The organism is Paenibacillus sacheonensis (assembly GCF_009909195.1).
GTDB classification, from domain to species: Bacteria; Bacillota; Bacilli; order Paenibacillales; family Paenibacillaceae; genus Paenibacillus_Z; species Paenibacillus_Z sacheonensis.
This window is the reverse complement of sequence record NZ_JAAAMU010000004.1, coordinates 158,153-184,293: the sequence shown is the minus strand read 5'-3', so window position 1 is coordinate 184,293 and position 26,141 is coordinate 158,153. Positions and strand designations below refer to the sequence as shown.

Sequence of the window (26,141 nt, the reverse complement as noted above, 5' to 3'; positions counted from 1 at the left end):
CAGCTTGCTGACCCCGGGTTTTGTTTTGCTATGGGATTGTTCTCGATTATGCTCCACTGCCACGTTAGGACAGCCTCTCGAAAATCAATTTCGTCTATTGACAAATAATTATTTTTGTGATATAATATTAATTTTTTTAAATTGACTGAGCTATTCCTTCTCGATTATGATGGTTGCGAATCTAGATTGCGGAGGGATACCATGAACATCGCTGCAGGCATCGCCATGCTCGAAATCCAGGCTGTCATTATGGGTAATCCGAATGTCATTCACCCCACGCTGTTGTGGAACGAGGAGCGCGTCGTGCTCGTCGATACGGGTTATCCGGGACAGCTTCCTCTCATTCAAACGGCCATGAATGAAGCCAGACATTCGCTTGAAACGATTACCGATATTATCATCACCCATCAGGATATCGACCATATCGGCAGCCTTCCCATGTTGCTGGACCACGTGCGGCCTCGCCCTGCCGTATGGGCATCGGAGCTCGAACAGCCGTATATTCAAGGAGAACGACTGCTCATTAAAGTTACTCCGGAAGGTGTCGACCGCGCGATCGCTTCGCTCCCGCCGTCCGTGTCAGAGGAAACGCGCCGCGCATTTCGGCATACGCTGCTGAACCCGCCCCATGCTCCGGTCGACCGATTGATCGGTTATGGACAAGCCGAAGCACCGATCGACGGCCTTATCGTAGTGGATACGCCCGGTCATACGCCAGGACATATCAGTCTCTATCATCAAGCGAGCAAAACGTTAATTGCCGGCGACGCGCTCGTCATTCAAGATGGTCAGCTCCAACTGGCGAACGTCAATACGAATTACGACCATGCGCGGGCTCTTCGATCTATTCGGGCGTTATGTGAGCTAGATATCAGCGGCGTCATCTGTTATCACGGCGGCTACTATCAGGATGGTGCGCGTGCCCGTATCCTTGAGCTTGTGGCGGAAGGCGAATAGGCTCCGGCGAACCCCATGTGGGAAGCGAATGCGTGAAGTGCTCGGATAAGGCTTACAATGAGAAAAGGACGCGGTTCGCCGCGCCCTTTTCACTTATTCGCTATAGCGGTCCACCCAATCTTTGCGCCATTCTTGGTACGACTTCGACTTCGGTTGAATCTCTTCTAACGTTTTCCCTTCAAGCGACCAATAACCGCCATCCGACGCATCGCCATGCGGATAGGAATTCCCCCCGATCGGTCTACGATCGACGACGTAGACGTACACGTCCACTTTCCCTTCAGCAAGCGGGTGATCATCGACGATGAACTGTTCGACGTCGACGGTTTTCCCCAGATAGTCGCCGGGATCAACCGGCTGCAAAGCCCAATGCATCATATAAGGCAGCGCCACTAATTTCTGTCTCGTTAATTCGTAACGATCCGCCCGTCCTTCGTACGAAATGACATGATACCCTTTATTTTCGAGAAAACGTTTGTTCTCGAGCTGGTCTCGGGGTGTATCTCTGCGATCCGTACAGCCGATCAGCAAAGCAAACAGCAGAATTGACAGCAGAACTTTCATACCATCCCCCGTTCCGATCGTTTCCCTTTCGACGACCATCGGTTGGAATAAGTTTCAGTTTGCATTCCATGCAAATAGCGCCACGGCCGCTTCGTCGTACGAAACAGCAGTGGCGTTCGATAGGGTTTCTTATCGATTTCATTCCGTTTATTCTTTCTGACATGCCTCGCAAACGCCAAACACTTCAAACCGGTGATTCATGATTTTGAAATTCCCCGGCAAATCGAGCTTCTGCTCCATCGGACAATATTCGAACGTCAGCGTCTTCTCGCAATTGACGCAAATTAAATGATGATGGTGATGGTCGAGGCAGCTGGCGCGGAATTTCAATCCGCCCTCCATGAAATAAAACTGCTCCAACGCCCCCATCTCGCTAAGCAGACGAAGATTCCTGTACACCGTATCGAAGCTCACGCCAGGATAGGCGACCGCCATTTGATCGTAAACATCCTTGGGAGATAAGTAGCCTTCCGACTTCGAGAAAATCTCGGCCATTTCCCTGCGCTGCTCCGTGATCCGCCAACCGTTGGCGGTCATGACCCCGATCATTTGCTTCACGGTATCATGACCATGTGAATCAGCCATCCCACTCGCCCTTCCTGTAGCTGTTATCGTTCGAACGGCACTGCCGTTGATCCTCTGTCCCTATGTTCCATTCGTATGTTGGAGCAAGCTTGCAGCATCTATCGGCAGCATGCCGGCTCCAGTTAAAGCGAAACCTATCTTCTCTAGTTTAGCATATTTCGTTGAAGATTCATCATGAATGGAGCAAAACTTCCATAAGATGAAGGAAGAAACCTTCCAAGAAGCGCGTAAATCGCTCTGCCATAGGGTCGATGAATCGACTGACTTGAACTGCTGCGAGCACGCCAGACCGCTTAAAAAAGGATAGAGCACCCCGTCCACCCCGCGACAGGTACTCTATCCTTTCGTCTTTTCACGGCAACTAGAACGCTCCCCCCATCTCTCGATCATCCGAAGCTAGTCCAAGCCATAAAAACGCTTCGCATTGTCCAGCAGTTGTTCTTCCGCAGCCTGAAGCGGGAGACCTTTAATCTCCGCAATCGCCTCGGCAACCCGACGCACCATACCGGGAATAGTCGGCAAGCCGGCAAACGGTCCTTCGAAAGGCCAAGGCCCGTCGGTTTCCGTCATCATGAGGGCGATGGGATACTGCCGGACAAGCGCTCGAATCTCCTCTTCATAGCACACGTCCGGCGTGACGGAGATGCTATACCCGTTTGCAGCCATTCGCCGAATCGTCTCCTCCGCCCCCTTGAACCAATGAAAATGAGCCCGTCTGACGCCGTAACGTTCCAGTAAGTCGCAAGCTTTGTCACCGTCTTCGTAGACCGCATGCAGCACGATCGGCGCATCCAATTCGGCCGCCAGCTTAACGAACCGTTCAAGCAAGGCCACGTAAGGCGCTTCGTCGAAAGGTCTGCCGGCCGTCTCCGCCTCCGTCCTCGTATAGTAAGGAAGTCCGACTTCCCCGATCGCAAAAGCTTCACCCGCTGCGGCCCGCTCCCCGATCCAGCGAATCAATGCCTCCGATTCGGCTTCGGACGGAATATCCTGCTCGGGATGAAAGCCGTAAGCGGGATGGACGCGGCCCGGAAAGCGCCGAGCCAGCTCCCGATTCGCGCGGGAAGAATTCAAATGCATCGAAACGGCAATGACCGCGGCCACGCCGTCTTGTTCCAAAGCCCGCTCGAGCAGCATGTCGCGCTCCTCTTCTTCATACAGATCCAAATGGATATGCGCATCGATCCATCGTCCGCGCATCACGTCATTCATGCTTGCACTCCCTCCCGATCCACGTGCATACCCGCTCAAAGCGCCGAAGCGGGCCGCAGCATCTCGTATAGCTCCTGTTTGAGACCGATAAAGGCCGGGTCGCCCCATAACGTCTCCGAGCGCGGCCTTGCAAAAGGAACCCTCACTTCGCGGACGATAGCCGCCGGAGCGGCCGAAAGAACGAGTATCCGGTCCGACAACAGCAGCGCCTCCTCGATACTGTGCGTGACGAACAGGACGGACCGGCGGTTGCTTTCCCACAGGGAGAGCAGCCATGCCTGCATATGCTGCCGGGTCAACGCGTCCAGCGCGCTGAACGGCTCGTCGAGACACATGAGCTTCTGCGGCGACAGCAGCGCCCGCAAGAAGGAAACTCGCTGCTGCATGCCTCCTGAGAGGACGTCCGGATAACTGTCCGCCACCCCTTCCAGGCCGACGCGGCCCAGCCATTCGCGGGCCAGCTCGCGCGCTTCGCGCTGCCCGATGCCGGCAATCGTCAGCGACAGCACGATGTTGGCCTCGATCGTCAACCAGGGCATTAAAGAAGCCTGCTGCGGCATATAGGCGATGTGGCCCCGCGAGCCGACCGTGCTGACCCCATGAATCGAGATATCCCCGGAGGTCGGCAATTCAAGGCCGCCGATCAAATGAAACAGCGTCGTCTTGCCGCTGCCTGAAGGGCCGATCAACGTCACGAATTCGCCTTCGTCGACATGGAAGGAGATATCGTCGAGCACGCTTTTCTCATGCGTCTTACGGTCATTTTTGAAAATCTTCGTCAAATGGCTGACTTCCAACACGGCGCTCATGACTGTTTCCCTTCCCTTCTCGATGACGCCGACCCGCGAACGAACATCCGCTCCGCCAGTGCAATGACGCCGAACAGCGCGAGGCTGAGCAGCACGATGACCGCAATCGCCGCGAACACCTTCGCGGTCTCGAACCCATGCTGGGCGAGCAGGATGAAATAACCTAGTCCGCTGTCCGAACCGATCGATTCCGCGTAGATCGCGCTGATTACGCTGTAGGATGCCGCGATCTTCAGACCTGAGAACAGATGCGGCATGGAACCGGGAAGCTCCATCCGCCAGAAGAGCTGGCTTTGCGTGGCGCCGATCATCCGCATGTAATTGTACAAGCCGCCGTCGCTCTTCGAGAGTCCCGTCATCATGGCGACGGCAACGGGAAAGAACGTCACGAGCGTAATGAGAATGACGCGGGGCAGCATGCCGAAGCCGAACCACAGGACGAGCAGCGGGCCGAGCGCCATAATCGGAACGTTTTGACTTAAGACGAGCAAGGGGTAGAACCCCGATTTCACCCATGGAATTACGTGGAGCAGTGCGGCGATAAGAAAGCCAAGCGATGCCCCCACGACGAAGCCGATCAGCGTCATGACGAGCGTTGAACGCATATGATGCGCAAGCTGCGGCGCCGAATCGTACGCCTGCTTCGCGATGGCCGTCGGAGAAGGCAGGATATACGCATCGGTATTCAAGAGCCACACCGCGGCCTGCCACAACAGCAGAACGGCTGCCAGGACAATCACCGGCGGAAGCAGCCCCGTGCGTTTACTGCCCATCCGGATATTTCTCGAGCAGAACGTCCATCGACGCCGTGCCCGCCGGAACATAGTAGACTTTGATTTGCGAGATAATCGAAGGGCAGCCCATTTCGGCCATCGCCGCGTTCATATCCTGAACGACGCCTAGCAATAAGTTAAGATCGCCTTCCATCGTCGTCTCCAGCGGCGCCACGCGATAGGGGACGCCGGCCGCCTTGATGATCTCGATCGCCCGGTCGACGTAAGGGATCACGCTCTCACCGTTCGGCGTGCGAGGAATAATTTGAATGCTTACGAGTGCGTTTGCCATCTTGGTCAGTTCTCCTTCTTCGGTAGAAAATCGTTGGTAAAGGCTTTCTCCGCGTCCAGCTGTTTATCGAGCAGCTTATGGTCGTACATCCAGCCGGCATAATCGGTCCATACCGAGAGCTTCTGCTCGCCCCAGCGCGGCGCGTCGTCTTGATAGCGCGGACTGAGCCATTTTTGACTGGCGCGAACAAGATCGGCATTCAAGTCCGGGACGGCTTTGATCAATAGTTCAGCCGCTTCGTCCGGATGGTCGATCGCGAACCGGTACCCTTCGGATGCCGCGGCCATGAACGCTTCCACCGTATCCTTGTGCTCGGCGATCATCTTCTCGTTCGTCGCCAAGACCGGCGTATAATAATCGAGCTTCTTGCTGTAATCGGTCAGATAGACCATATTGATCTTTTGCCCTTTCAGCTCCGCCTCGACACCCGTCCAACCGTAGAAAATCCACGCGAAATCGATGCTTTTCTTCGTTGCGGTGAAGAAATCGGCGTCGCCGATATTGACGATTTTGACTTTCTTGGCATCGCCTTGATCCTCCTGCATGAGCGACTCGATGACGGCAGGCTCGGCGGGAGAGCCCCAGCCGCCATAGGTTTTGCCTTCGAACGCCTTGGGCGACGTAATGTCCTTCTCCGCCGGAGAGGCGAAGCCGGACGTGTTATGCTGAATCACCGCGGCGAGCGAGACGAGCGGCACGCCTTGGATTCTCGCCTGCGTGACGCCTTCTTGGTAACTGACGCCAAAATCGGCCGCGCCCGAGGCGATCATCGTATCCGCTCCGGCTTCCCCCGGCTGGATAATGTCGACTTTCAGACCGTGTTTCTCGAAGTACCCGTTATCGCGCGCGACGTACAGCCCCGTATGATTCGTATTCGGCGTCCAGTCCAGCACGACCTTGATTTCCTTGAGCTTATCCGGCGAAGCCGCGCCATCCGTATTCGAAGCCGAGTTCGATGCATTCCCGTTCCCGTTTCCGTCCTTTGAGCCGCAGCCCGACAATGCCAGCGCTAGTACCAGCAGTACCGCCATGCCAGCTTTCAATCCCCATCGATGTTTCACGGTGTTCATCCTTTGTTTCTCCCCTCGTGTGCCTAATCAAAAAACGTATGGTGTGCGAGCCGTATCGGCATGAATCTGGACCTGTTGACACGTAGGTTTCCCCGCGGACCACAATTTAACAGCCAGGGAGTCTTCGCTGGTTATGCAGGACTGTCCAACCGTTCGCGAAGCGAGCTTCCGCTTATACGAACAAAAAGACATCCCCCTGTCGGAAGATGCCTCTATCGGCTTTAACGGCTGGCGAACGCACCTTAAAAAAGGCGCATGCTTAGCGGTTACTCGACTCCTACGCTGGCATTATCCAGATCAGGTCAAGGTCGAGATCGTAAGGGATCTCCTCTCAGCCGGCCATGCCCAGCTCCCCGTCAACTATTCAATTCAATCGCAACGTTGCTAATTATAGCAGACATTGTGCGGAATGACAGCCTTTTTATGAAAAGTCCCGCCGAAGCCGCCTTTCCCTGCCAGCTAGCCCTGTTCCGCCGACAGCCGCTCGTAGCACGCGATTTGCGCAGCCGCCGCCTCGCGCAGCGGCAGGCCTTTCATCCAGGCCGCGTACCACTCCGCGGCCCACCGGACCGCCTGGCTCGCCTCCAGGCGGGGATGCCAGCCAAGCCGCTCCGCGGCCTTGGCTGTATCGAGCAGGGGCGCCGCGGCCTGCCGGCGCCTCTGCTCGCTCTCGCCGGCGCTGCCGCCCGCCGGCGCAGCCCAAGGGCTGCCGAGGCCGGCGCATAGCGTCTCGGCCAGCCAAGCCGATGTCCGCGCATCGCCAGCGCGCGGACCCAGGTTCCACGCCTCGGCGTAGGCTTCGCCGCCGGGCGGGAACAGCCGCTGCGCGAGCGCGAGGCAGCCCGCGAGCGCGTCAAGCACGTGCAGCCATGGCCGCGCTTCGTCCGGCCGGGCTGGCAGCTGCGCGGCGCGCCCCTGCGCTGCAGCGCGCACGCAGTCCGCGGCGAGGCGGCCGGCGCCGAAATCGCCGCCGCCGATCAAACCGCCCGCGCGGACCGTCGCGACCGCGGGCCCTGCGCCGCCGGCGAAATACGCCTGCCGGAACGCAGCCGCGGCCAGCTCGGCGCAGGCCTTGCTGGCGGCCGCAGGCGTATCGCCGCCAAGCGGATCGCTCTCGCGCAGGCCGGCTCCCCACGGACGCGGGGCATAGCAATCGTCCGAGGTCAGCGCGACGACCGCGCGAATCGGGCAGTCGCGGCTGACGAGCCGCACCGCGTCCAGCAGCGCCGCCGTGCCGACGACCTCGACGTCGAACAGACGGGCCAACGACGACCCATTCCCATGCTCGGAATCGGTTTCGGATTCGGATTTGGAAGCGCTCGCCCCCGCCAAATGAAACACGATCTCGGGCTTTGCCTGCTGCAAAGCAGCCGTCAAGCTCATGCCGTCGCGAATATCGCCGCGAATCCAAGGCACATGCGCTTCGAGCCCGCAAAGCCTATACATGGACACCGATGTCGGCAAGCCGTCGCTATAGCCTGTCACGACGGCGCCAAGCCGCTCCAGCCATAACGTCAGCCAACTGCCGACAAAGCCGGTATGTCCCGTAACCATTACCCGCCTTCCCCGCCAAAACATGTCGTCCACCATTGCGGTCGGCTTCATCCTCTCCCGTTGGAATGCGATACAATCAGTGCTATTGCCTACAACGTATGCGGCATACTCCCGTCCTGTCCGTACCCCGCTTCGAACTAGGCGCGGGCAGCCTCGTAACCTGCCGGCCCGCTGCCACCGTGCGATCGCCCCATTTATCCGGATGAATGCCGCCGCATCCATGAACAAACAAAAAAAACCGGGGGGTTTCACCCCCGGCCGTTCCTGAATTTCTGCGTATGAGCTTTCGCCTCGTCGGTGTTCGTGACCCGATTCCGGCTCCATTCGATCAAGATCCGGTCGATATACCGGAAATGCAGCTTCCCTGCGAATACCGACTCCTTCAGCGCGAAGCGGATCAGCTCGTCCGGATAACGGTCCTGGTCGACCCAGGCGCTGATCGTTTCGCATTCCATCGGCGATAGCGGCCGTCCGAATTCCTGCTCGAACGCCGTGAACAGATCCGACGGCCGCGTCCAATCCCCTCCGCTTTGCGCAGGGATCGCGGGCCGCACCGCCTGAGCCTGCGTCTCCCGCTCGAGCTCCATGGCGCGCTTCGCTTCCTCCGCCAGCCACTCGGCGCTGCGGATCATGAAGCCGGTCCAATTATAACGCTCGATGCCGATGCCGCTGATCGGATCGACCTCTTCGTCGATGGCGAGCAGTCCTTCCTTCATCAAGCGGCCAAGCAGGCCGTGCGCCGCCTTCGGAAGTATGCCGAGCCGGTCCGCCAGCTGCTCCGGCGTTGGAAAATCAACCCCCTCCACCTGACGGTACTGCATCAGCTGGAGCATCAGCATCATTTCCGTGTCGGACAGTCCGATACTGCGATAAGCGCGAAGCAGACCGGCGGGGACAGCGACGCTGCCGCCGTTCATTGCAGCCGCCATCCCGCGCGCATACGCCTTCCACATTTCATTTTTCACCGGTCAACCCTCCCATTGCCTTGCCCAATCAACCGTTCTTAAGCGATCTTACGGATATAAACGATACAGCATCCGCGGAAACGGAATCGTCTCGCGCACGTGATCCAAACCGCAGATCCAAGCCACCGTGCGCTCCAATCCCAGCCCGAAGCCGGAATGCGGCACCGTGCCGTATTTGCGCAGATCGAGGTACCATTGGTACGCTTCCGTCGACAGCTCATGCTCGGAGAAGCGTTCCGCGAGCAGCTCCGGATCGTCGATCCGCTGCGAGCCGCCGATAATCTCCCCGTAGCCCTCAGGCGCGATCATGTCCGCGCAAAGCACCACTTCCGGACGGTTCGGATCCGGCTTCATATAGAATGCTTTGAACGACGCCGGGTAATGCGTAATGAACACCGGACGGTCGTATTTCTCGGCGATCGCGGTTTCATGCGGCGCGCCGAAGTCCTCGCCCCACTGAATCTCGTGCCCGTTCTCCTGCAGGAATGCGATCGCCTCGTCGTAGGTAATCCGCGGGAACGATCCCTGGATCGCCTCCAGCTTCGTGATATCCCGGCCGATCGTCTCCAATTCCTTGCGGCAGTTCTTCAGCACGTTCTGCACGACGAACGAGATGAACTGCTCCTGCACGCGCAAATTCTCCTCGTGATCGACGAACGCCATCTCCGGCTCGATCATCCAGAATTCGATCAGATGCCGGCGCGTCTTCGACTTCTCCGCCCGGAACGTCGGCCCGAACGAATACACCTTGCCGAGCGCCATCGCGGCCGCTTCCATGTAGAGCTGCCCGCTCTGGGTGAGATAGGCATCCTCGTCGAAATATTTCGTGTGGAACAGGTTGGTCGTGCCTTCGCACGAGGACGGCGTCAGAATCGGCGGATCCACGAGCGTGAAGTCGCGCTCGTCGAAGAACTGCTGGATCGAGCGGATAATTTCCGCCCGGACCACCAAGATCGCCCGCTGCTTCGGCGCACGGAGCCATAGATGACGGCGGTCCATCAGGAAGTCGACGCCGTGTTCCTTCGGCGTAATCGGATATTCCTGCGTAATTTGAATGATCTCGATTTCTTCCACCGTCAGCTCGAAGCCGGACTGGCTGCGCGGCTCTTCGCGCACGATGCCTTTCACGTAGAGGGAACTTTCCTGGGTCAGCTCCTTGGCCGCGTCCCATACCGATTCCGTGACCTCGCTCTTTACCACAACGCCCTGCACGTACCCCGTGCCGTCGCGCAGCTGCAGAAACTGGATTTTCCCGCTGGAGCGCTTGCCGTTTAGCCAGCAGCCCATCCATACGGACTGTCCGACGGATGCTTTCAATTGACCGATCGTCGTTAATGTTCTCATGTTCGATTCATCCTCCGTTCATATCAAGCTTTATACGATGCCCTTCACTAACCGATCCGTATCGCGGGCAATAAGCAGCTCTTCGTTGGTCGGCACGACCAATGCCTTGACGCGGGAAGCGTCGGTCGTAATCGACCTCGGTTCCTTGGAGCGGACTTCGTTCCGCGCGTCGTCCAGCTCGATGCCGAGGAACGACAGATTCTCGCAGACCGCCTTGCGCACCGCGACCGAATTCTCGCCCACGCCTGCCGTGAAGACGATCGCATCCAGCCCGTTCATCCCTGCCGCATAAGCGCCGATGTATTTGCGCAGCCGATACGTATACATATCGAATGCCAGCTTCGCCTGCTTATCTCCCGCATCCATCGCTTCGACGATCTCCCGCATGTCGCTGCCGATGCCGCTGATGGCCAGCAGTCCGCTGTGCTTGTTCAGCATGGAGTTGACTTCGTTCAGCGTCAGTTCCTCCTTGTTCATCGTGAACGGCACGATCGCCGGATCCAGATCCCCGCTTCGCGTGCCCATCATCAAGCCCTCCAGCGGCGTAAGTCCCATGCTGGTGTCGAACGATCGACCGTTCATGATCGCCGCGCAGCTGGCGCCGTTGCCGATATGGCAGGTGACCAATTTAAGCGACTCCAACGGCATCCCGAGCGTCTTGGCCGCCAGCTTGCTCACGTAATCATGCGACGTGCCGTGAAAGCCGTAGCGTCTGATTTTGTGACGGCGGTACAAGACCATCGGAATGGGATACAAGAACGTCTCCTGCGGCATCGATTGATGGAAGGCCGTATCGAATACGACGACCTGCGGTACTTCGGGCAGATTGTATTCGACGGCCGTTATGCCCATCATGGCCGGCGGATTATGAAGCGGCGCCAGGTCGAACAGCCGGCGGATTTCCTTCTTCACGTCATCGGTGACGATGGTCGATTGCTTGAAGCTCTCGCCGCCATGCACGACCCGGTGGCCGACGGCATGAATTTCCTTCATGGATTCCAATACGCCGTGCTCCTTATGCGTGATCATGTCGATCAGCCTGCGGACAGCCGTATTATGGTCCAAAATCTCGCTGACTTCATTCACTTCGGCCTTCCCCGCCGGCTCGTGCACGAGGATCGAGGCATCCATCCCGATTCGCTCCACCCGTCCCTGCGCGAGAACGGACTCGTCTTCCATGTTGTACAGCTGATATTTCAATGAGGAGCTGCCTGCGTTCATGACGAGAATAATCATACCCGGCCCCCGTCCTTATCGTACTCGAAGAAGCCGCTGCCGCTCTTGACGCCCAATTGACCGCCGCGCACCATCTTCTTCAATATGAACGATGGCCGATACTTCAGCTCCCCGTAATCGCGGAACATCCGCTCGAGCGCGGCCAGTACCGAATCGAGCCCGAAGCGGTCCGCCATCTCGAACGGGCCATGTTGGAACGAATAACCGATGCGCATCGCGCTGTCGATATCGTCCGCCGAAGCAACCCCTTCCTCCAGCACATGAAGCGCCTCGTTAATGAACAGGCAGATCAGCCGCGTCGTCACGAACCCCGGAGATTCGAACACCATGACGCCCTTCTTATGTATCGTCGTCTCCACGAAACGCTTCGTCCGTTCGAAGACCTCATCGCTCGTCTTCAAACCCCGGACGATTTCCACGAGGTCTGCCTTGTTCACCGGATAGACGAAGTGCATGCCGATGACCCGGTCCGGATTAGCCGTCACGCTCGCCAGCTCCGTCAAACTGAGCGTCGACGTATTGCTGGCCAGAATGACCTCTGGCGGGCAGATGGCATCCAGCTCCTTGAAGATCGCCAGCTTGTTGTCCAGGTCCTCCGTTATCGTTTCGATGACGAGCTCGCAGTCCTGCAGCTCGCTTAAGGTCGCTTTGGGATGGATCCGGTTCATAACCAGCTTCTTCTCCGCCGCCGTGACGGCCCACCGTTCCATTTGTTTGTCCAAGCTCTGTTCGATCATGCCGATCGCATGGGATAGGCGTTCTTCGCTTTGCTCGGCCATATATACATCCAGCCCGCTGGCGGCAAGCATTTCGCATATGCCCTGCCCCATCGTTCCGGCGCCAACGACGCCGACTTTACGCACTGCTGTCAACTTCCACACCTCCAAATTTCATCTTTTATTATACCGTTTTTGAACGCAAATAAGAAGGCGGACCGATCGTCCGCCTTCCGGTTCGATGCTATTGCGCGATGGCTTCCTGCCGACTCGCCGTCAACTCCTGCAGCAGCGTGCGGAACCTGTCGCCGCTCAGCGTTTCTTCTTGGATCAAGACGTCCAGCGCGGATAGAAATACGCCGCGGTTCTCCTCCAGCATCGATTTGGCATGATGCATAAGCTCGTTCAGGATGCTGCCGGTAACGGCAGCCCATTTGTCCGGCGTCATCATCGAGCTGTCGATGATGCCAAGTTCCGTAAGTCCGGACTCGACCATGGAACGGACGATGTTCATCGCTTGCTCGAAGTCTCCCCGGGAGCCGGTGCTGCGCTCGCCGTAGAACATTTCCTCAGCCGCGGCTCCGCCCAGTGCGATGATGATTTGGCTTTCCAAGAACGGCTTCGTGTACAAATATTTATCCTGCTGCGGGTTATGTCTGACGTAGCCCAGCGCCCCGCCGCGCGGCAGCAGGGCTACCTGCGACACGCTGCCAGGACGGACGAGCTCTGCCGCGATGGCATGGCCAAGCTCATGGAGCGCGACCCGCTCGCGTTCTTCATGCGTCGCTTCGCGGTCCGTGCGCTCGCCCATCATGACCTTATCGATCGCCATCGACAGATGCCGCTGGCTGATCGCCTCGCCTTCCTCGCGCATCGCGTAGATGGCTGCTTCGTTCATGACGCTCTCCAGCTGGGCGCCGGAGAAGCCGAACGACTCCTCCGCGATCTTCTCCAGACTGACGTCGTCTGCGTCAATCGGCTTGTTGCGCGCATGCAGATTAAGAATATGCTCGCGGCCCTTCTTATCCGGCAGATCAACGGAGATATGCCGGTCGAATCGGCCCGGCCGAAGCAGCGCGCTGTCGAGCATTTCCTTGCGGTTCGTCGCGCCGATCAACAGGATACGCGGCGAATCCGTCGTATGGATGCCGTCCAGCTCCGTAAGTAACTGGTTCAGCGTTTGATCATATTCGCGCTGTTGTCCGCCGTCGCGTTTGCCGCCGATGACGTCAATCTCGTCGATGAAGATGACCGCGCTGTTCTTGCCCTGCTTCGCCGCCTTCTGCCGCGCATCCTTGAACAGCTCGCGGATGCGGCTCGCGCCGACGCCGACGTACATCTCGACGAATTCGGAGCCGGAGGCGCCGAGGTAGATGGAGTCGGTATAGTTCGCCGCCGCTTTCGCGAGCAGCGTCTTCCCGGTTCCCGGAGGACCCGTCAGCAGAATCCCTTTCAACGGACGAATGCCGAACTTCGAGATTTGATCGACATGCACGAGAAAATCAAGCGCTTCGATCAATTCCCGCTTCGCCCGATCCTGCCCGCCGATCTCCTCGAACGACAACGGCTGCAGCGGGCGCGGCTTGCCTTTGCGCTCGCCGCCGACGGTAGCCAAGTGACCGCGGGATTTCGCCATATAAACCAAGCCGCCAACGATGACGGCCAGCAGCACGAACGGTATGACATTAATGCCAATGGCAATCTGAAGAAATAAGAGGAAGACCGACACGAAGCCGATCAGGATTTCTTTTCCGTATTTAAGCATTCGGCCACACCCCAATCGTATTGGACGCGCGAGGCAGCACGACGTATTTAACCGCCTTGTCGTCTTTCAACGTAATGTAGACGTTCGTATCATCCATCTCCGAGGACGCTTGAATGCCCGGGTATTTGCTTTGCGCTTCCTGCATGGCCTTCGGAATATCGGCATAGCTGCGGTGATCCATCGCTTGGGCGACCTCGAACAGCATGGAGGCCCATACATCCTCCAGCTTGCCGGACGCTTCGGATTCCGTAATGTTCAGCTTCAGCTCTTTGGAGCCAATGATATCGTCGCCCTCCGTGGCGATGGTATCGTAAACGTTCCGGAGATTCGCATCCCGGTTAAGCGTCAGATCGAGCGTGACCGAGCTGCGACCGATGACGGGCTTGGCGTCGATAACGCCCGGCGTGCTCGTCGCGATGCGGTCCAAGGGCTTCAGGTCGGCTTCATTGCGATATAGGAACCAGCCGCCGACCAGCAATGCTGCCGTAATAACGGCGGTCAGGACGATCGGCAAAGGACGTATTTTCATAGCAAAAAGCTCCCTTCATCCATGGATTATGCTGCACTTTCGTCTATCAACTGCGCTATACGAAAGTATATCATAGACCGCGGCTTCCAGGAGCCTGTAATTACAGGGAACAATGGCTGAACCTGCATGGCTTGCTAGGCGGCTTGCAATGGCCGCTCCTTATTGGGAAGGCAGCTTGTACATGACGATCAGCGATCCGTCACGGAAACGGTAGAAATCATAAAAATGATTCGTCCGCCCGGCTTGCTTGCGGGAATAGAAGATCTCCCATACCGGCTCTCCCCCGAACAAGCCGAGACGGATATGCGCGATGTCCGCATCGGGCTTTGCTTGCAATAACTTTGCTTTCACCGCATCCTTCGTCAACCCGTCGCTCGCTTTGATCGTAATCGACGAATCCTTCTTCAGCCACACGTATGTATCTGCGCCGTTCTCGTCTCTTCCGCTCACGACCCATATCGGCTCATCCCAGGTGTACGCATAGGAATCATCGATTTCCTTCAAGCCGCCGCGCTGCTTGGCATCCGACTCGGCGGCCTTCTGTTCCTTCCATACCGGCGACTGCACGTAACGGTAATACATATTGAACGAGACCAACAGCAGCGCGGCGATGACGATGCCCAGAACAATCCAGCGTCCCGGCGACATGACCGGATCTCTCTTGAATCGGTTGACGCGCATCAGCTGGATAGCAGCCTTTCAAAGCAGCGCTGCGCCTCCGCACGGATTCGGGCATCGTCGAGGAACACGCATGCGCCGTCTTCGACGACCTGCACGCCGTCAATCCATACATGCCGGACGTCCCGGCCGGAGCCGGAGTATACGAGATGGGAGACGATCTCCGTCCTCGGGTAGAAATGCGGCTGCTCGGCGTCGATCGCGATGAAATCGGCCTTCATGCCTTCTTTCAGCTTGCCGATCCGGTCTTCCTGCCAGATGGCGCGCGCGCCGTAGACGGTTCCGAGCTTGAGCGCTTCCCATGCGGGGACCGCCGTCGGATCGCCGGAGATGCCCTTGTGAATGAGCGCCGCAAGGCGGATCTCGTCGAATAGATCCAGGTTATTGTTGCTTGCCGCGCTGTCGGTCCCGAGCGATACGGTAACGCCCGCTTCGATCATCGCAGGCACGCGCGCGATGCCGCTGGCCAGCTTCAAGTTGCTCGCCGGGTTATGCGACACGCTTACGCCGCGTTCAGCGAGCAGCGCGATTTCCTCATCCGTCAAATGCACGGCGTGCGCGACAAGCGCGGGACGCGAGAAGAAACCGAGCTTATCGAGGTGCTCGACGGGACGGCAGCCGTAATCGTTGACGTTCTGCTGCACTTCCGCCGCCGATTCGGACATGTGCGTATGCAGCGGAAGGTCGAGCTCCTGCGCGGCTTCCACGATGAGCGCGATATAATCGGGCGGGCACGTATAAGGAGCATGCGGGGACAGCATCGTCCGAATGCGTCCGTTGGCGCGGCCGTTCCAATCCTTGGCGAACTGCTTTGCTTCTTCGAGCTTGGCCGTCTGAACATCCGGCGGGCAGAGCCCGATAACGCCGCGCGTCAAGAGCCCCCGCATGCCCGATTGCTCGACCACTTCCGCTACGATGTGCATCCGATCGTACATGTCGACGAAGGTTGTCGTGCCGGAACGGAGCATCTCGCTGACGGCCAGCGCCGTTCCCCAGCGAGCGTCTTCGTCCGTGTATTTGCCTTCCATCGGCCACATTTTCTGCTCCAGCCAAACTTGGAGCGCTTCATCGTCGGAGTAGCCGCGAAGAAGAGACATCGCCGCATGGCCGTGCGTATTGATAAGCCCAGGCATAAACACGAGTCCCTGCCCGTCGATGATGCGCGCGCCTTCCGGCGCCGGGTCCGGGGTCGCTTCGCTCAAATACAGAATAGTATCGCCTTCGACGACCATATGCCCCTTCAACACGGGACGGTCATCATCCATCGTGACGAAGGTGCCGCCTTTAATCCAAATCCGATTCATTGTCGCCCTCTTCTCCTTCTTCGTCCAAATAATACGCCAAGCTCATGAGCTGGGACGTGAAATTCGCATAATGAATGCGCACTTGATCCTGAACGCGCAGAATCGTCGGCGCGAAGTTCAGTATGCCGTCGATGCCCGCTTCGACGAATTGATCCGCCACATGCTGCGCTTCGGTTGCGGGTACGGTTATGATGCCGATGCGGATATGCCGCTCGAGAATCGTTTCCTTCAGCTTATCCATCGGCAACACGGTCAAACCGTTGATGGTCGTACCGATCATCGACGGATGGATGTCGAAGACGGCGGTGATTTTCATATTGTCCTTCAAGTACATATTATAGTTGCACAAGGCGCGGCCCAAATTCCCTGCTCCGACGAGGGCCACGTTAAGCGGCTGGTCGAGCTTGAGAATTTGCCTGATTTTCTCAATCAAATACGTGACATCGTACCCGATGCCTTTCCGGCCGAAATCCCCGAAATACGCAAGGTCCTTACGAATTTGAGCAGGATTCAGATCCAGCCTGTTGCCAAGCTCCTGCGATGAAACCGTCTGCACATCCCGCATGCTCAAGTCGTTCAAAACTTGCAGATACACGGGAAGCCTGCGAACGACCGCTTCGGATATTTTCATCGGTTTCATGCTTCTACGCCTCCTTCGCTTGGTGACAGCCATTCATGCATGCGCGGTACGATTTGATCCAAATGCATCGTTTCGATCTTCGGCCCCGGCAGGGAGTACAGAAAATATTTGCCGTAATACGTTTCGATTACGCGAGTATCGTATATAAGGACGATTCCGCGGTCTTTCCCCGTTCGTACCAGTCTTCCGAAGCCCTGCTTGAACCGAATGACGGCCTGCGGCACGGACAGCTTCATGAACGGATTCTGTTTCTGCTCCTGAAGCAATTCCGATTTGGCCTCGACGAGCGGATGGTTCGGCGGCTGGAACGGCAGCCGCACGATGGCAAGGCAGGTCAACGCGTCGCCCGGTATATCGACGCCTTCCCAGAAACTGCTCGTTCCGAGAAGAACGGAAGCCGCCTGCTGCTGAAACCTGCGGGTAAGCTTGCTGCGGTTGCTGCTGTCGATCCCTTGCCCGAGCACTTGGATGGCACGCTGCGCCAACGCTTCCTTGAGCGGATCATAGACCTGCTTCAGCATCTTGTACGAAGTGAACAGGACGAGCATTCGGCCTTTGGTTTCAATGGCCGCGTCCGTTAGCGACTTGACGAGCATTTCATTGAACAGCGGATCTCCCGCGGCACCCTTCAACACCGGAATGTTGCGCGGAATGATGACGAGCGCCTGATCGCGATAATTGAACGGCGAAGGCAGTTGAACGGTTTTCAGCCTGCCGGCTTCCTCTTCGCCCGCCAAGCCGAGCTGTTCGCAGGCATATTGGAAGGACTTCTGAACCGACAACGTTGCCGATGTCATGATGACGCTGCGTTTCGTTTCGAAGAAATACGTTCGCAGCTGATTGCTGACATCCGCGGGCACCGCGTACATTTGAACGGATTTGGAACGGGAATTGCCGTTGGCTTCAAGCCAGTAGACCGTATCGGACCGATCGGCTTTGATAAACTGCCGCAGGTCGTCCCTGGCCCGCGCCAGATCCTTGACCGTACCGCTCAAATCAGTGACGAGCGCGGCAATCGCAGGATCGTCGATCTCTTCTTTCACCGCGGCAAAAACCTTCTCGAGCGGACGGATGATTTGACTCAAGTAGCCGTGAACCGCTTCCTCGATCAATTGCGCTTCGTTCCACAGATCCGGGAGTTTGCCTCCCCGCAGCCGCAGGACGTATTGTCCCGATTCGCCGCCTTGACCGTCCGCGGAGGCGGCAGCGTTCCTGAACGTGCCGCTGCCCGCGCTCGCGAAGGCGTATAAGAGTTCGAACAACCGCTCCCATTCATCGCGAAGCTCGCCGAAGACAGGCACGACCTCGTCGATTTCTTCGCGCCATTTCTGCGTCTTCTCCATATCCTCATGAGCCAACCTGCTATTGAGCGCAATCAATTGGCCGTTGCGGGCGTCCTTGCACAATCGGAAGACCGGCTGTTGAATGGAATAATACGACAGCTGCGTTCCCAGATGCTTGCCCGCGACTTCCTCTAGATGATGCGCTTCATCCAGGATCAAATGCTCGTAACCGGGCAGCAGGCGATGGTCGGCGCGAATGTCGGTGAAGAGCATGGAATGATTCGTAATGACGACATCGGCGATGTTCGCTTCCTGCTTCGCGCGGTGATAGTAGCAGCGTTTGAACCACGGACAGCTGCGATTCAAACAGGAATCCGCGTCGCTTGAGACCGCGCTCCAGAAGTCTGCGCCTCGGTTGCCGAAATTAAGCTCCTCCTGATCGCCATGCTCCGTCTCGCTGAGCCATACGACCATCTGCGAAGCCGTGATCCGGTCTTCGGCCGGCGCTTGGAAATCTCTCGCGTTCACTTTGCCCTCGAATTTGCGCAGGCACAAATAATTGCCGCGTCCCTTGAAGATCGCGGCTTTGAACGGATAGGGCATGACGGCGAGCAGCAAAGGCAAATCCCGTGAACGAAGCTGCTCCTGCAAATTGATCGTATGCGTGCTTACGACTATCTTCTTATTATGCTGGACACCATAGAAAAGAGCCGGAATGAGATAGCCGAGCGATTTTCCCGTGCCCGTCCCTGCTTCGATCAATAGATGCCGCTCTTCGTCGAAGGCATCGATGACTTCCTGGAACATCATGTTCTGCGGTTCCCGCTCTTCGTAGCCGGATACGACGGCAGCGATCTCGGCTTTGATATGGGCGAGAAAGGACGGGAATGTCCAATCGGACACCGTAGAAGCCTGCTCCTCTTCGCTGCGCGGATGCTGCTCTTCCGTCCAATCGCCCGCTTTCATGGCGAATTGACGGAAATACGCATAGGCATCCACGTCGATGGAGGTTTGCATTTCCTTCTTCAGTGCGAATTGGGACATAAACCAGCCCAAATCGTCAATATCGTCGCCGAGCAGCTGCACTAACCGCTGCAAGGTCAGAAGCGGAAGGCTCTCCAATTTGCGGCAGCACGCGGCGAACAGCTCCGCCGTTGCCAGGGCGTCGCTGTCCGCGCGATGGTGCTGATCATGCTCGATGCCGAACAGCTCCGTTACGGCGCCGAGCTGATAAGTCGTCAGTGCCGGATACAGGATGCGAAGCAGGTCGATCGTATCCAAACGACGGCCATCGAAGGACATGTAGCCGCAGCGATCAAGCGCCGAATTCAGGAAGCCGGAATCGAACGCGACATTATGCGCGACGAGCACGGAATCGCTTAATAACGGCACGATCTCGAGCAGTACTTCTTCCAGCTCCGGCGCGTTCTCCACCATCGATTCGTCGATGCCGGTCAGCCCCGTAATGAAAGCAGGGATCGGAATGCTCGGCTTCACGAACGAACTGTACGTCCGCTCCACCTTCAATTCCTCGTCCAGAAGGACAAGACCAACTTGTATAATTTCATCGCCGGCGCCATGGCCGGTCGTCTCCAAATCCAGTACGGCATAGTTCATCCGGTACTTATCCTCCCCAATAATGAAGAAACGGCTGCCGCTAGTATACCATGCGGCAAGCACGTTTCTCCCCGTCTTGCGCGTCGATTCAGAAAATACGGTTCGGCAAGAGCCATGTTCTTCTTTTCCCCGTTCTTCCCTTAACCGCGCGCAGGGCGGTGCTTCCATTGCACGCTACAGCTGGCCGCTTCCGAAATACAGCGACAATTGACCCGCATGCTGCTCGCATGATTTCATATTCGCCAGCGGGTCGGTAAAATTCGGATCGGCCTCATGCGCCCTGGCGAAATAAGTCGCCGCTTGCTCCAGATTCATGCGGACCGCTTGTATGCAGCCCAGCGCGTTCAATCCGAGCGCTCTCCATTTCGGGTGTTCCGTCACTTCGACCAACAGTTGAAAATGCCGCTGCGCCTCCTGCCACTCCTGCAGATGCATGAATGTCATGCCCAGAAATAATCGCGCCTGGTTATCGTCGGGAGACAGAGCAACGGCCGCTTGAAAATGTTTGGCCGCGTCGCGAAACATGAACAACTTGAAATAGCCCTGTCCCTTCGTCATTGCCTGGCACAACTCTTCGGCCGCTTCCCGTTCTTCATGCTCCCCGCTTTTCTCCGACACGGCGTTCGTCGGCTTTGGGGCCGTTTTGGGAACCGTTGAGATTACCTTCGGATAGCCCGCCGCTGCCTTCGTTTGCGCCTGCGACTGGGGCTGAGCGGCATTCGGTATCCCGTTCTTCGGCTTAAAGGCTTGCTGCTGCAGATCACGGAAATCGGCCATCTGTTCTTCGAATTGCAGCCATTCTTCAATGAATTGATCGCTGAAATGCTTCAATTTGCCTAGCTGCTCGTCGAGTCGTTTGCGTTCGGTGTCGTTGGCATGCGGATAATGAATCATAATGTCATGAAGAATATCTTGCATCGTAGCAAATACATGCTTAAACATGGTGCGCACCCGCCTTCACGCCGTAGTCGTAGAGAATGAAGCGATTTGTTATGCTCATTCTTTGCGCGGGCATCGCTTTTCATACTCCATCCCAACCGTTTCACAGCGCTGGTATTACGGTATGACGAGTCATTTTAGATGATTGTTGCATGCACTTCTTCATTCATGATTTGAACCGGTTTGTTGGCGGCATCCAAAATAACGACTTTCGGTTTATAGGTACGCGCTTCCTCTTCGGTCATGACGCCGTAAGCGATAATGATGACGTTATCTCCGGGCTGCACCAATCTTGCGGCAGCGCCGTTCAAGCAGATGACGCCGGTCCCGCGCGGCCCCGTGATGACGTAAGTTTCCAGCCGGGCGCCATTATGGTTGTTGACGATTTGGACTTTCTCGTTCGGCCAAATATCCGCCATCTCCATCAGATCTTCATCGATGGTAATGCTGCCGACGTAATTCAAGTTCGCTTCAGTGACTGTAGCTCGGTGAAGCTTGGATTTCATCATGGTTCTGAACATTCGGGTCACCTCCGGCCGGTTGAAATAAACGATTATCGATCAGGCGCGTGCTGCCGAATTTGACGGCAAGCGCGAGTATTAGCTTATCGCTGCGATCTGCCAACTTCAGAACGGGGTCAAGCGGCTGCAAGGATGGATAATGCAGCAGTTCCACATAATCGATGACAGCGAGCGGAGCGGTAAGAACATTGGCGGACGCCAAGGCCGTCAGCTTGCTTGCGGTCATCTCCGGCGATTGAATCAGCTCTCCTGCCTGCTGAAGCGTCTCGGACAGCACGAGTGCCTGACGGCGCTGCTCCGGGGTCAGATAGACGTTACGCGAGCTCATCGCAAGGCCGTCTGGTTCGCGCACCGTCTCGCAAGGAATGATGTCCACCGGCATATTGAGATCATCCACCATTTGCTGGATGACGGCCACTTGCTGGGCGTCTTTCATGCCGAAGTATGCGCGGTTCGGTTGAATCAGATTAAACAGCTTGCTGACAACCGTACCGACGCCATCGAAATGTCCCGGCCTGGAGGCGCCGCATAACGACTCCGTCACTTCGCTGATGAGTACTCTCGTGAGCGGCTTCGTCGGATACATTTCCTTGACGGACGGCGCGAACAGCAAGGCGACGCCGTTCTTCTCCGCCAACGCGGCATCTCGTTCCAGATCGCGCGGATACTTGTCGAAATCCTCGTTCGGTCCGAATTGAAGCGGGTTGACGAAGACGGACACGACGGTGAATTCGCACTCGCTGCCGGCGCGCCGCATCAAGCTCGCATGTCCTTCATGCAGATAACCCATGGTCGGCACGAGTCCGATGAAACCGTTCGGCGATTTGCTTCGCTGACGTGCAAGCGCGGCTTTCAATTCGCTTATCGTCGTACAAACGATCATAATGGGCTGCCTCCTTTGACGGGAGCCGCGGCAGCCGAAGCGTCGTTATCTTGCTGCTTCTGTTTCTGCTTCTGCGAAGCGGCTGACGGTTCGGCATCCTGCCCGCCTCCGTACAGCTTGCGGAGCACTTCCTGTTCCATCGGGAATGCATGTGCCTGCGATGGAAACGCGCGGGTCTTCACATCGCTGACGTAAGCGCCGATGGCATCGCGAATCGTCGTTCCCAGGTCGGCATACGTTTTGACGAAGCGCTTCTCATAATAAGGCGATGCATATTGCAATATATCGTGATAGACCAGCACCTGGCCATCGCAGCCGCGGCCGGCTCCGATCCCGATCGTCGGGATGCTTAAGGCCGAACTGATCGCTTCGGCAAGCGGCTCGGTCACAAGCTCCAGCACGATGGCGAACGCCCCGGCCGCTTCCAACGCCTTCGCGTCGTCGATCAGCTGCTGCGCTTCCTTCTCCAGCTTGCCCTGTACCTTATAACCGCCGAGCTGATGCACCGATTGCGGCGTCAGCCCGATATGTCCCATAACGGGTATGCCCGCACGAACGAGCGCGGATACTTCATCCGCTATGTCCGCTCCGCCTTCAAGCTTGACGGCATGCGCATAGCCTTCCTGCAGCAGTCTCCCCGCATTCCGCAGCGTCGTTTCTTTGCCGAGACGGTACGTCATGAATGGCAAATCCGCGACGATGAACGTGCTTCTGGCTCCGCGGGCGACCGACCTTGTGTGATAAACCATATCGTCTAACGTAACGGGAATCGTCGTATCGTAGCCTAATACGACATTGCCGAGCGAATCCCCGACGAGAATGATGTCGATTTCAGCTTCCTCCGCCAGCTTGGCGGAAGGGTAATCGTATGCCGTAAGCATCGAGATGGGTTCGCCGTTCTGTTTCATTTTCTTCAGCTTGGTAATGGTCAGCGCTTGCTTCATGGGTTTCGTCCTCCTGACATGGGATGGGCGTCCGCGAGGTTCGTCTTGCCTAGTTTAAGCTTTCACGATCGGCGTTCGTCCTATGTGATCAACACAAAAAAACCTTCTAGCCGCCGCTAAAAAGGTTCCGATCAAGGTGAAACGACGCTGCCCTCTTGCTGGCGGCCCACGCAGTTTCATTCCGATGAAATACAAGCAGCGTATAATCCGATCGCTATACGGTCTTATATTTCCAAAAAGGAACATCCTGGCCAAGGTGAAACGACTGTCGCCGAATTGCAGGCGATGCGGCTAGTTTCACTTCGGAGAAATACAAGTTCCGTATCGTTTCCAATACGATCTTGTATTATAAAGCGGGCTTCCTTCTGTCTCGGTCCCTGACGGCTCAGAGCAGAATGCGCACTGCCTTTCAAATGACGGTCGTCGCCATCCCCGTGGTCGAGGGTGCGGTTCGCGGACACGATACCGCCCCACTAACGAGCATGGTTATTAAGGGGAGTATATCAAAAAAACGGTCTTTCGTCTATGAACGGTTACCCAGACGGGGGCACCTGTTCCGCGGAAAACAATGGAACGACCGTGCCGTCGTCCTTCCGGACGAGCAGGGCTCCCTGTTCATTAAGCCCGATCGGCATCGCGATCGTCTCCGCCCCGCCGATGATCAGACGGGTCGGCTTATGGAGCGTCACCGACAAGGCTTCCCACAACGTTTGAATCGGCGCGAAGCCTTCCCGCTGATAGATCGCATACAACTGTTGATATTGCGAGAAGAAGCCGGCAATGACCTCGCTTCTGTCCAGCGGCTTGCCCAGCTCGATTCGAAGCGAGGTCGCGATATCGAGCAGCTCTGGCGGATAATCCTCCGCCGTCAGATTTAGGCTGATGCCGACGCCGGCGATCACGTAACGCAGCCGCTCTTCTTCCGCCGTCGATTCCAGCAGAATCCCGCTGATTTTCTTGCCCGCGATCAATAGATCATTCGGCCATTTGATACCGATATCCAGCGGCGGCGCAATCGCGCGAAGCGCCCGGCATAATGCCACGGCTGTCAATAACGTCAATTGAGGAGCGAATTGGATCGACATGCCGGGACGCAGCACGAAGCTCATCCAGATCCCTTTGCCGGAGGGCGATACCCATTTGCGGCCCATCCTTCCTCGGCCGTTCGTTTGCTGTTCCGCAATGACCAGCGTTCCGTCGGGAGCGCCGTCTTCTGCCAGTCGCTGCGCTATGTTCTGCGTCGAGTCCACCTCGTCGAACAGCCGAATGCCGCTGATCATCGTTACGTTCTTCTCCTGCAGCTTCAGGCCGAGCTCCTGCGCCGTCAGCTTGGAGGGCCGGCCGACCAAGCGGTAGCCGAGCCTCCGGGACGCTTCAATGCGGTAACCCGCGGCCTCCAGCTTCTTGATTTGCTTCCAAATCGCCGTTCGGCTGATTTGCAGCTCTTGGCTAAGCAGCTCGCCGGATATATAATCTTCACCGCCCTGCTGCTCCAGCAGTTCAAGAATACGATGATTATTCATGGCCCATACACCTCGATTCGTACAGCTAAACTTCGTTCGTTTCCAATATTGCGGCTGCCTTGGCCATGAGGGGGCCTTTCTCGTTCGTTATCTCGCCTAATGCAACCGTTTCTAACAGCCGCTGAAGCAGCCGCCCCAGCCATGGTCCCGGCTGCAAGTCCGCCATCTTCATCAGCTCTTTGCCCTTGACGGCCAAATCCTTGATGGTTCCTGCGGCCATCGATTGCAGCGCACTGCGCAGGAAATCGATGTAAGTGTCGACCGCCGTAGGTTGTTCGTCGGCTTCCGCACGCACCGATAGCAAAGAAGGTACGGCGATCGTAATGTCGCACCAGCTCTTCGCGGCGGGTTGACCGAACCGTAAAATCGTCAATATCCAGTGGCGATGCTCTTCTGCCGGCCATTCTTGCGCGGAGGAAGCATGCTTCTCCCGGAAATAGATAAACCGTGGAGCCATTGCCTCAAGCACGCCTAGAATAGCTGCCAGACGCTCGCTTCTCGCGGTCGAATATTTAAGCAAACCGAATAGTTCGACGGCTTGTCCGGCCCGAAGTCCTAATGCGCCGCATGCGGCTGCCCAGCGATCATCGCCGTCGGGCAACCGATGCAGCTGGCTTATCGAATACGCCAGCTGCTGATTTTGCTGCTGATTTTGTCGTTGCTGCTGCTTATCGCTTGCTCTCGCCAACCGAACTGAATCCCCATACAACGATGCAGCCTCGACCAGTTCTGCCGGCAGCGGGTCTTTCGTGCAAGACAGCAGCCCGCCTCTGGCCAGAAGCGCGGCCGCATGATGCGGCTTGTTTCCGCCGATCATTTTGTCGCATTCCAGACCTACCCGCTCCATCGCGATATGTGCCAGCTGATGCCGATGACGCAATATGGCCCGCCAAGTGGCCGGCGCAATGCGAAGCTCGTAGGCGGCGGCGAACCGTACAGCCCTTAAGATTCGAAGCGCGTCTTCCCGCAACCTGTCATCCGCTTCGCCGACGCAGCGAAGCAGCCCGCGCCGAAGATCGTCTTGACCGCCGAACGGATCGACAAGCGTACCATCCGCGCGCATGGCCATGCTGTTCATCGTGAAATCCCTGCGCTGCAAATCTTCCCGCAGGCTGGTCACGAACCGAACCTGCGAAGGCCGCCTGAACTTCTCGTACTCCGATTCCGTCCGGAACGTCGTTACTTCATAGGTTTCGCCTTCATATACGACCGTGACCGTCCCATGCTGCAGACCGGTCGGCACGGTATGGGGGAAGGCCGCGATCACCTGCTCCGGAGTCGCTGCCGTTGCGATGTCTACATCCTTGAGCTTTTTCCCGAGCAGCGTATCGCGAACGCAGCCGCCGACGAATACCGTTTCGTAACCGAGTTCTTCGAGCTTATACAGCAAAGGGAGCGCCTTTGTCAGCGCTTCGCTCATCGACATCGGCTCTCCCTC

Annotated in this window: 25 protein-coding genes; 1 reads left to right on the top strand and 24 read right to left on the bottom strand. The window is 57.3% G+C overall.

What is annotated here, in order from left to right:
- Positions 1-201: 201 nt before the first annotated feature.
- A complete protein-coding gene (locus GT003_RS08895; RefSeq protein WP_161696620.1) occupies positions 202-957 on the top strand; it encodes an MBL fold metallo-hydrolase in 756 nt (251 codons plus the stop codon).
- Positions 958-1,050: 93 nt separating this feature from the next.
- Here GT003_RS08895 and GT003_RS08890 read toward each other — a convergent pair whose 3' ends face one another.
- The 24 genes from GT003_RS08890 to GT003_RS08775 form a co-directional block, all read right to left on the bottom strand.
- Complete coding sequence (locus GT003_RS08890; protein WP_161696618.1) at positions 1,051-1,521, bottom strand: hypothetical protein; 471 nt, start codon at positions 1,519-1,521, stop codon at positions 1,051-1,053.
- A gap of 147 nt (positions 1,522-1,668) precedes the next feature.
- Entirely contained in the window at positions 1,669-2,106 is a 438-nt protein-coding gene (locus tag GT003_RS08885) for a Fur family transcriptional regulator (RefSeq protein ID WP_161696616.1), read from the bottom strand.
- 396 nt (positions 2,107-2,502) lie between these two features.
- The gene (locus GT003_RS08880; protein WP_239565734.1) at positions 2,503-3,318 is read right to left on the bottom strand and encodes a TatD family hydrolase; all 816 of its coding nucleotides are present in this window, start codon (positions 3,316-3,318) and stop codon (positions 2,503-2,505) included.
- Between the two features lie 35 nt (positions 3,319-3,353).
- A complete protein-coding gene (locus tag GT003_RS08875) occupies positions 3,354-4,127 on the bottom strand; it encodes an ABC transporter ATP-binding protein (RefSeq protein WP_161696614.1) in 774 nt (257 codons plus the stop codon).
- Positions 4,124-4,900: an ABC transporter permease gene (locus GT003_RS08870; RefSeq protein WP_161696612.1), complete on the bottom strand. Its 777-nt coding sequence runs from the start codon at positions 4,898-4,900 to the stop codon at positions 4,124-4,126. Before GT003_RS08870 ends, GT003_RS08875 begins: the two co-directional genes overlap by 4 nt.
- Entirely contained in the window at positions 4,890-5,192 is a 303-nt protein-coding gene (locus tag GT003_RS08865) for a thiamine-binding protein (protein WP_161696610.1), read from the bottom strand. The genes GT003_RS08870 and GT003_RS08865 overlap by 11 nt, the downstream gene beginning before the upstream one ends.
- A gap of 5 nt (positions 5,193-5,197) precedes the next feature.
- Positions 5,198-6,262 (bottom strand): ABC transporter substrate-binding protein, encoded by a 1,065-nt coding sequence (locus tag GT003_RS08860; protein WP_204798886.1) that lies wholly within the window; start codon positions 6,260-6,262, stop codon positions 5,198-5,200.
- A gap of 459 nt (positions 6,263-6,721) precedes the next feature.
- The gene (gene rfbG, locus GT003_RS08855; RefSeq protein ID WP_161696608.1) at positions 6,722-7,867 is read right to left on the bottom strand and encodes a CDP-glucose 4,6-dehydratase; all 1,146 of its coding nucleotides are present in this window, start codon (positions 7,865-7,867) and stop codon (positions 6,722-6,724) included.
- Between the two features lie 197 nt (positions 7,868-8,064).
- Entirely contained in the window at positions 8,065-8,781 is a 717-nt protein-coding gene (locus GT003_RS08850) for a DnaD domain protein (RefSeq protein ID WP_161696606.1), read from the bottom strand.
- A gap of 48 nt (positions 8,782-8,829) precedes the next feature.
- A complete protein-coding gene (gene asnS / locus GT003_RS08845; protein ID WP_161696604.1) occupies positions 8,830-10,125 on the bottom strand; it encodes an asparagine--tRNA ligase in 1,296 nt (431 codons plus the stop codon).
- A 30-nt stretch (positions 10,126-10,155) separates the two neighbouring features.
- Positions 10,156-11,361: an acetate kinase gene (locus GT003_RS08840; protein WP_161696602.1), complete on the bottom strand. Its 1,206-nt coding sequence runs from the start codon at positions 11,359-11,361 to the stop codon at positions 10,156-10,158.
- Positions 11,358-12,233, bottom strand: coding sequence for a 3-hydroxyacyl-CoA dehydrogenase family protein (locus GT003_RS08835; protein ID WP_275589144.1), 876 nt, complete (start codon positions 12,231-12,233; stop codon positions 11,358-11,360). The genes GT003_RS08840 and GT003_RS08835 overlap by 4 nt, the downstream gene beginning before the upstream one ends.
- A gap of 88 nt (positions 12,234-12,321) precedes the next feature.
- Positions 12,322-13,842, bottom strand: coding sequence for an AAA family ATPase (locus tag GT003_RS08830; protein WP_161696600.1), 1,521 nt, complete (start codon positions 13,840-13,842; stop codon positions 12,322-12,324).
- On the bottom strand, positions 13,835-14,371 hold the full coding sequence (locus GT003_RS08825; protein WP_161696598.1) for a hypothetical protein: 537 nt from the start codon (positions 14,369-14,371) through the stop codon (positions 13,835-13,837). Before GT003_RS08825 ends, GT003_RS08830 begins: the two co-directional genes overlap by 8 nt.
- Positions 14,372-14,530: 159 nt before the next feature.
- On the bottom strand, positions 14,531-15,052 hold the full coding sequence (locus GT003_RS08820) for a cell wall elongation regulator TseB-like domain-containing protein (RefSeq protein WP_161696596.1): 522 nt from the start codon (positions 15,050-15,052) through the stop codon (positions 14,531-14,533).
- Complete coding sequence (locus tag GT003_RS08815) at positions 15,052-16,353, bottom strand: amidohydrolase (protein ID WP_161696594.1); 1,302 nt, start codon at positions 16,351-16,353, stop codon at positions 15,052-15,054. The genes GT003_RS08820 and GT003_RS08815 overlap by 1 nt, the downstream gene beginning before the upstream one ends.
- Positions 16,334-16,993, bottom strand: coding sequence for a redox-sensing transcriptional repressor Rex (locus GT003_RS08810; protein WP_161696592.1), 660 nt, complete (start codon positions 16,991-16,993; stop codon positions 16,334-16,336). The genes GT003_RS08815 and GT003_RS08810 overlap by 20 nt, the downstream gene beginning before the upstream one ends.
- Positions 16,990-19,893 carry an ATP-dependent DNA helicase DinG gene (gene dinG, locus GT003_RS08805; protein WP_161696590.1) on the bottom strand — a complete coding sequence of 968 codons (2,904 nt, stop codon included), beginning with the start codon at positions 19,891-19,893 and terminating at the stop codon, positions 16,990-16,992. The genes GT003_RS08810 and dinG overlap by 4 nt, the downstream gene beginning before the upstream one ends.
- Before the next feature lie 174 nt (positions 19,894-20,067).
- On the bottom strand, positions 20,068-20,835 hold the full coding sequence (locus GT003_RS08800) for a tetratricopeptide repeat protein (RefSeq protein ID WP_161696588.1): 768 nt from the start codon (positions 20,833-20,835) through the stop codon (positions 20,068-20,070).
- Between the two features lie 134 nt (positions 20,836-20,969).
- Positions 20,970-21,353, bottom strand: coding sequence for an aspartate 1-decarboxylase (panD, locus tag GT003_RS08795; protein ID WP_161696586.1), 384 nt, complete (start codon positions 21,351-21,353; stop codon positions 20,970-20,972).
- Positions 21,304-22,236 carry a pantoate--beta-alanine ligase gene (gene panC, locus GT003_RS08790; RefSeq protein WP_161696584.1) on the bottom strand — a complete coding sequence of 311 codons (933 nt, stop codon included), beginning with the start codon at positions 22,234-22,236 and terminating at the stop codon, positions 21,304-21,306. Before panC ends, panD begins: the two co-directional genes overlap by 50 nt.
- Positions 22,233-23,180 (bottom strand): 3-methyl-2-oxobutanoate hydroxymethyltransferase, encoded by a 948-nt coding sequence (gene panB, locus GT003_RS08785; protein ID WP_161696582.1) that lies wholly within the window; start codon positions 23,178-23,180, stop codon positions 22,233-22,235. The genes panC and panB overlap by 4 nt, the downstream gene beginning before the upstream one ends.
- Positions 23,181-23,713: 533 nt before the next feature.
- Positions 23,714-24,703: a biotin--[acetyl-CoA-carboxylase] ligase gene (locus GT003_RS08780; protein ID WP_161696580.1), complete on the bottom strand. Its 990-nt coding sequence runs from the start codon at positions 24,701-24,703 to the stop codon at positions 23,714-23,716.
- Positions 24,704-24,728: 25 nt separating this feature from the next.
- Positions 24,729-26,129, bottom strand: coding sequence for a CCA tRNA nucleotidyltransferase (locus GT003_RS08775; protein ID WP_161696578.1), 1,401 nt, complete (start codon positions 26,127-26,129; stop codon positions 24,729-24,731).
- Between the last annotated feature and the right edge of the window lie 12 nt (positions 26,130-26,141).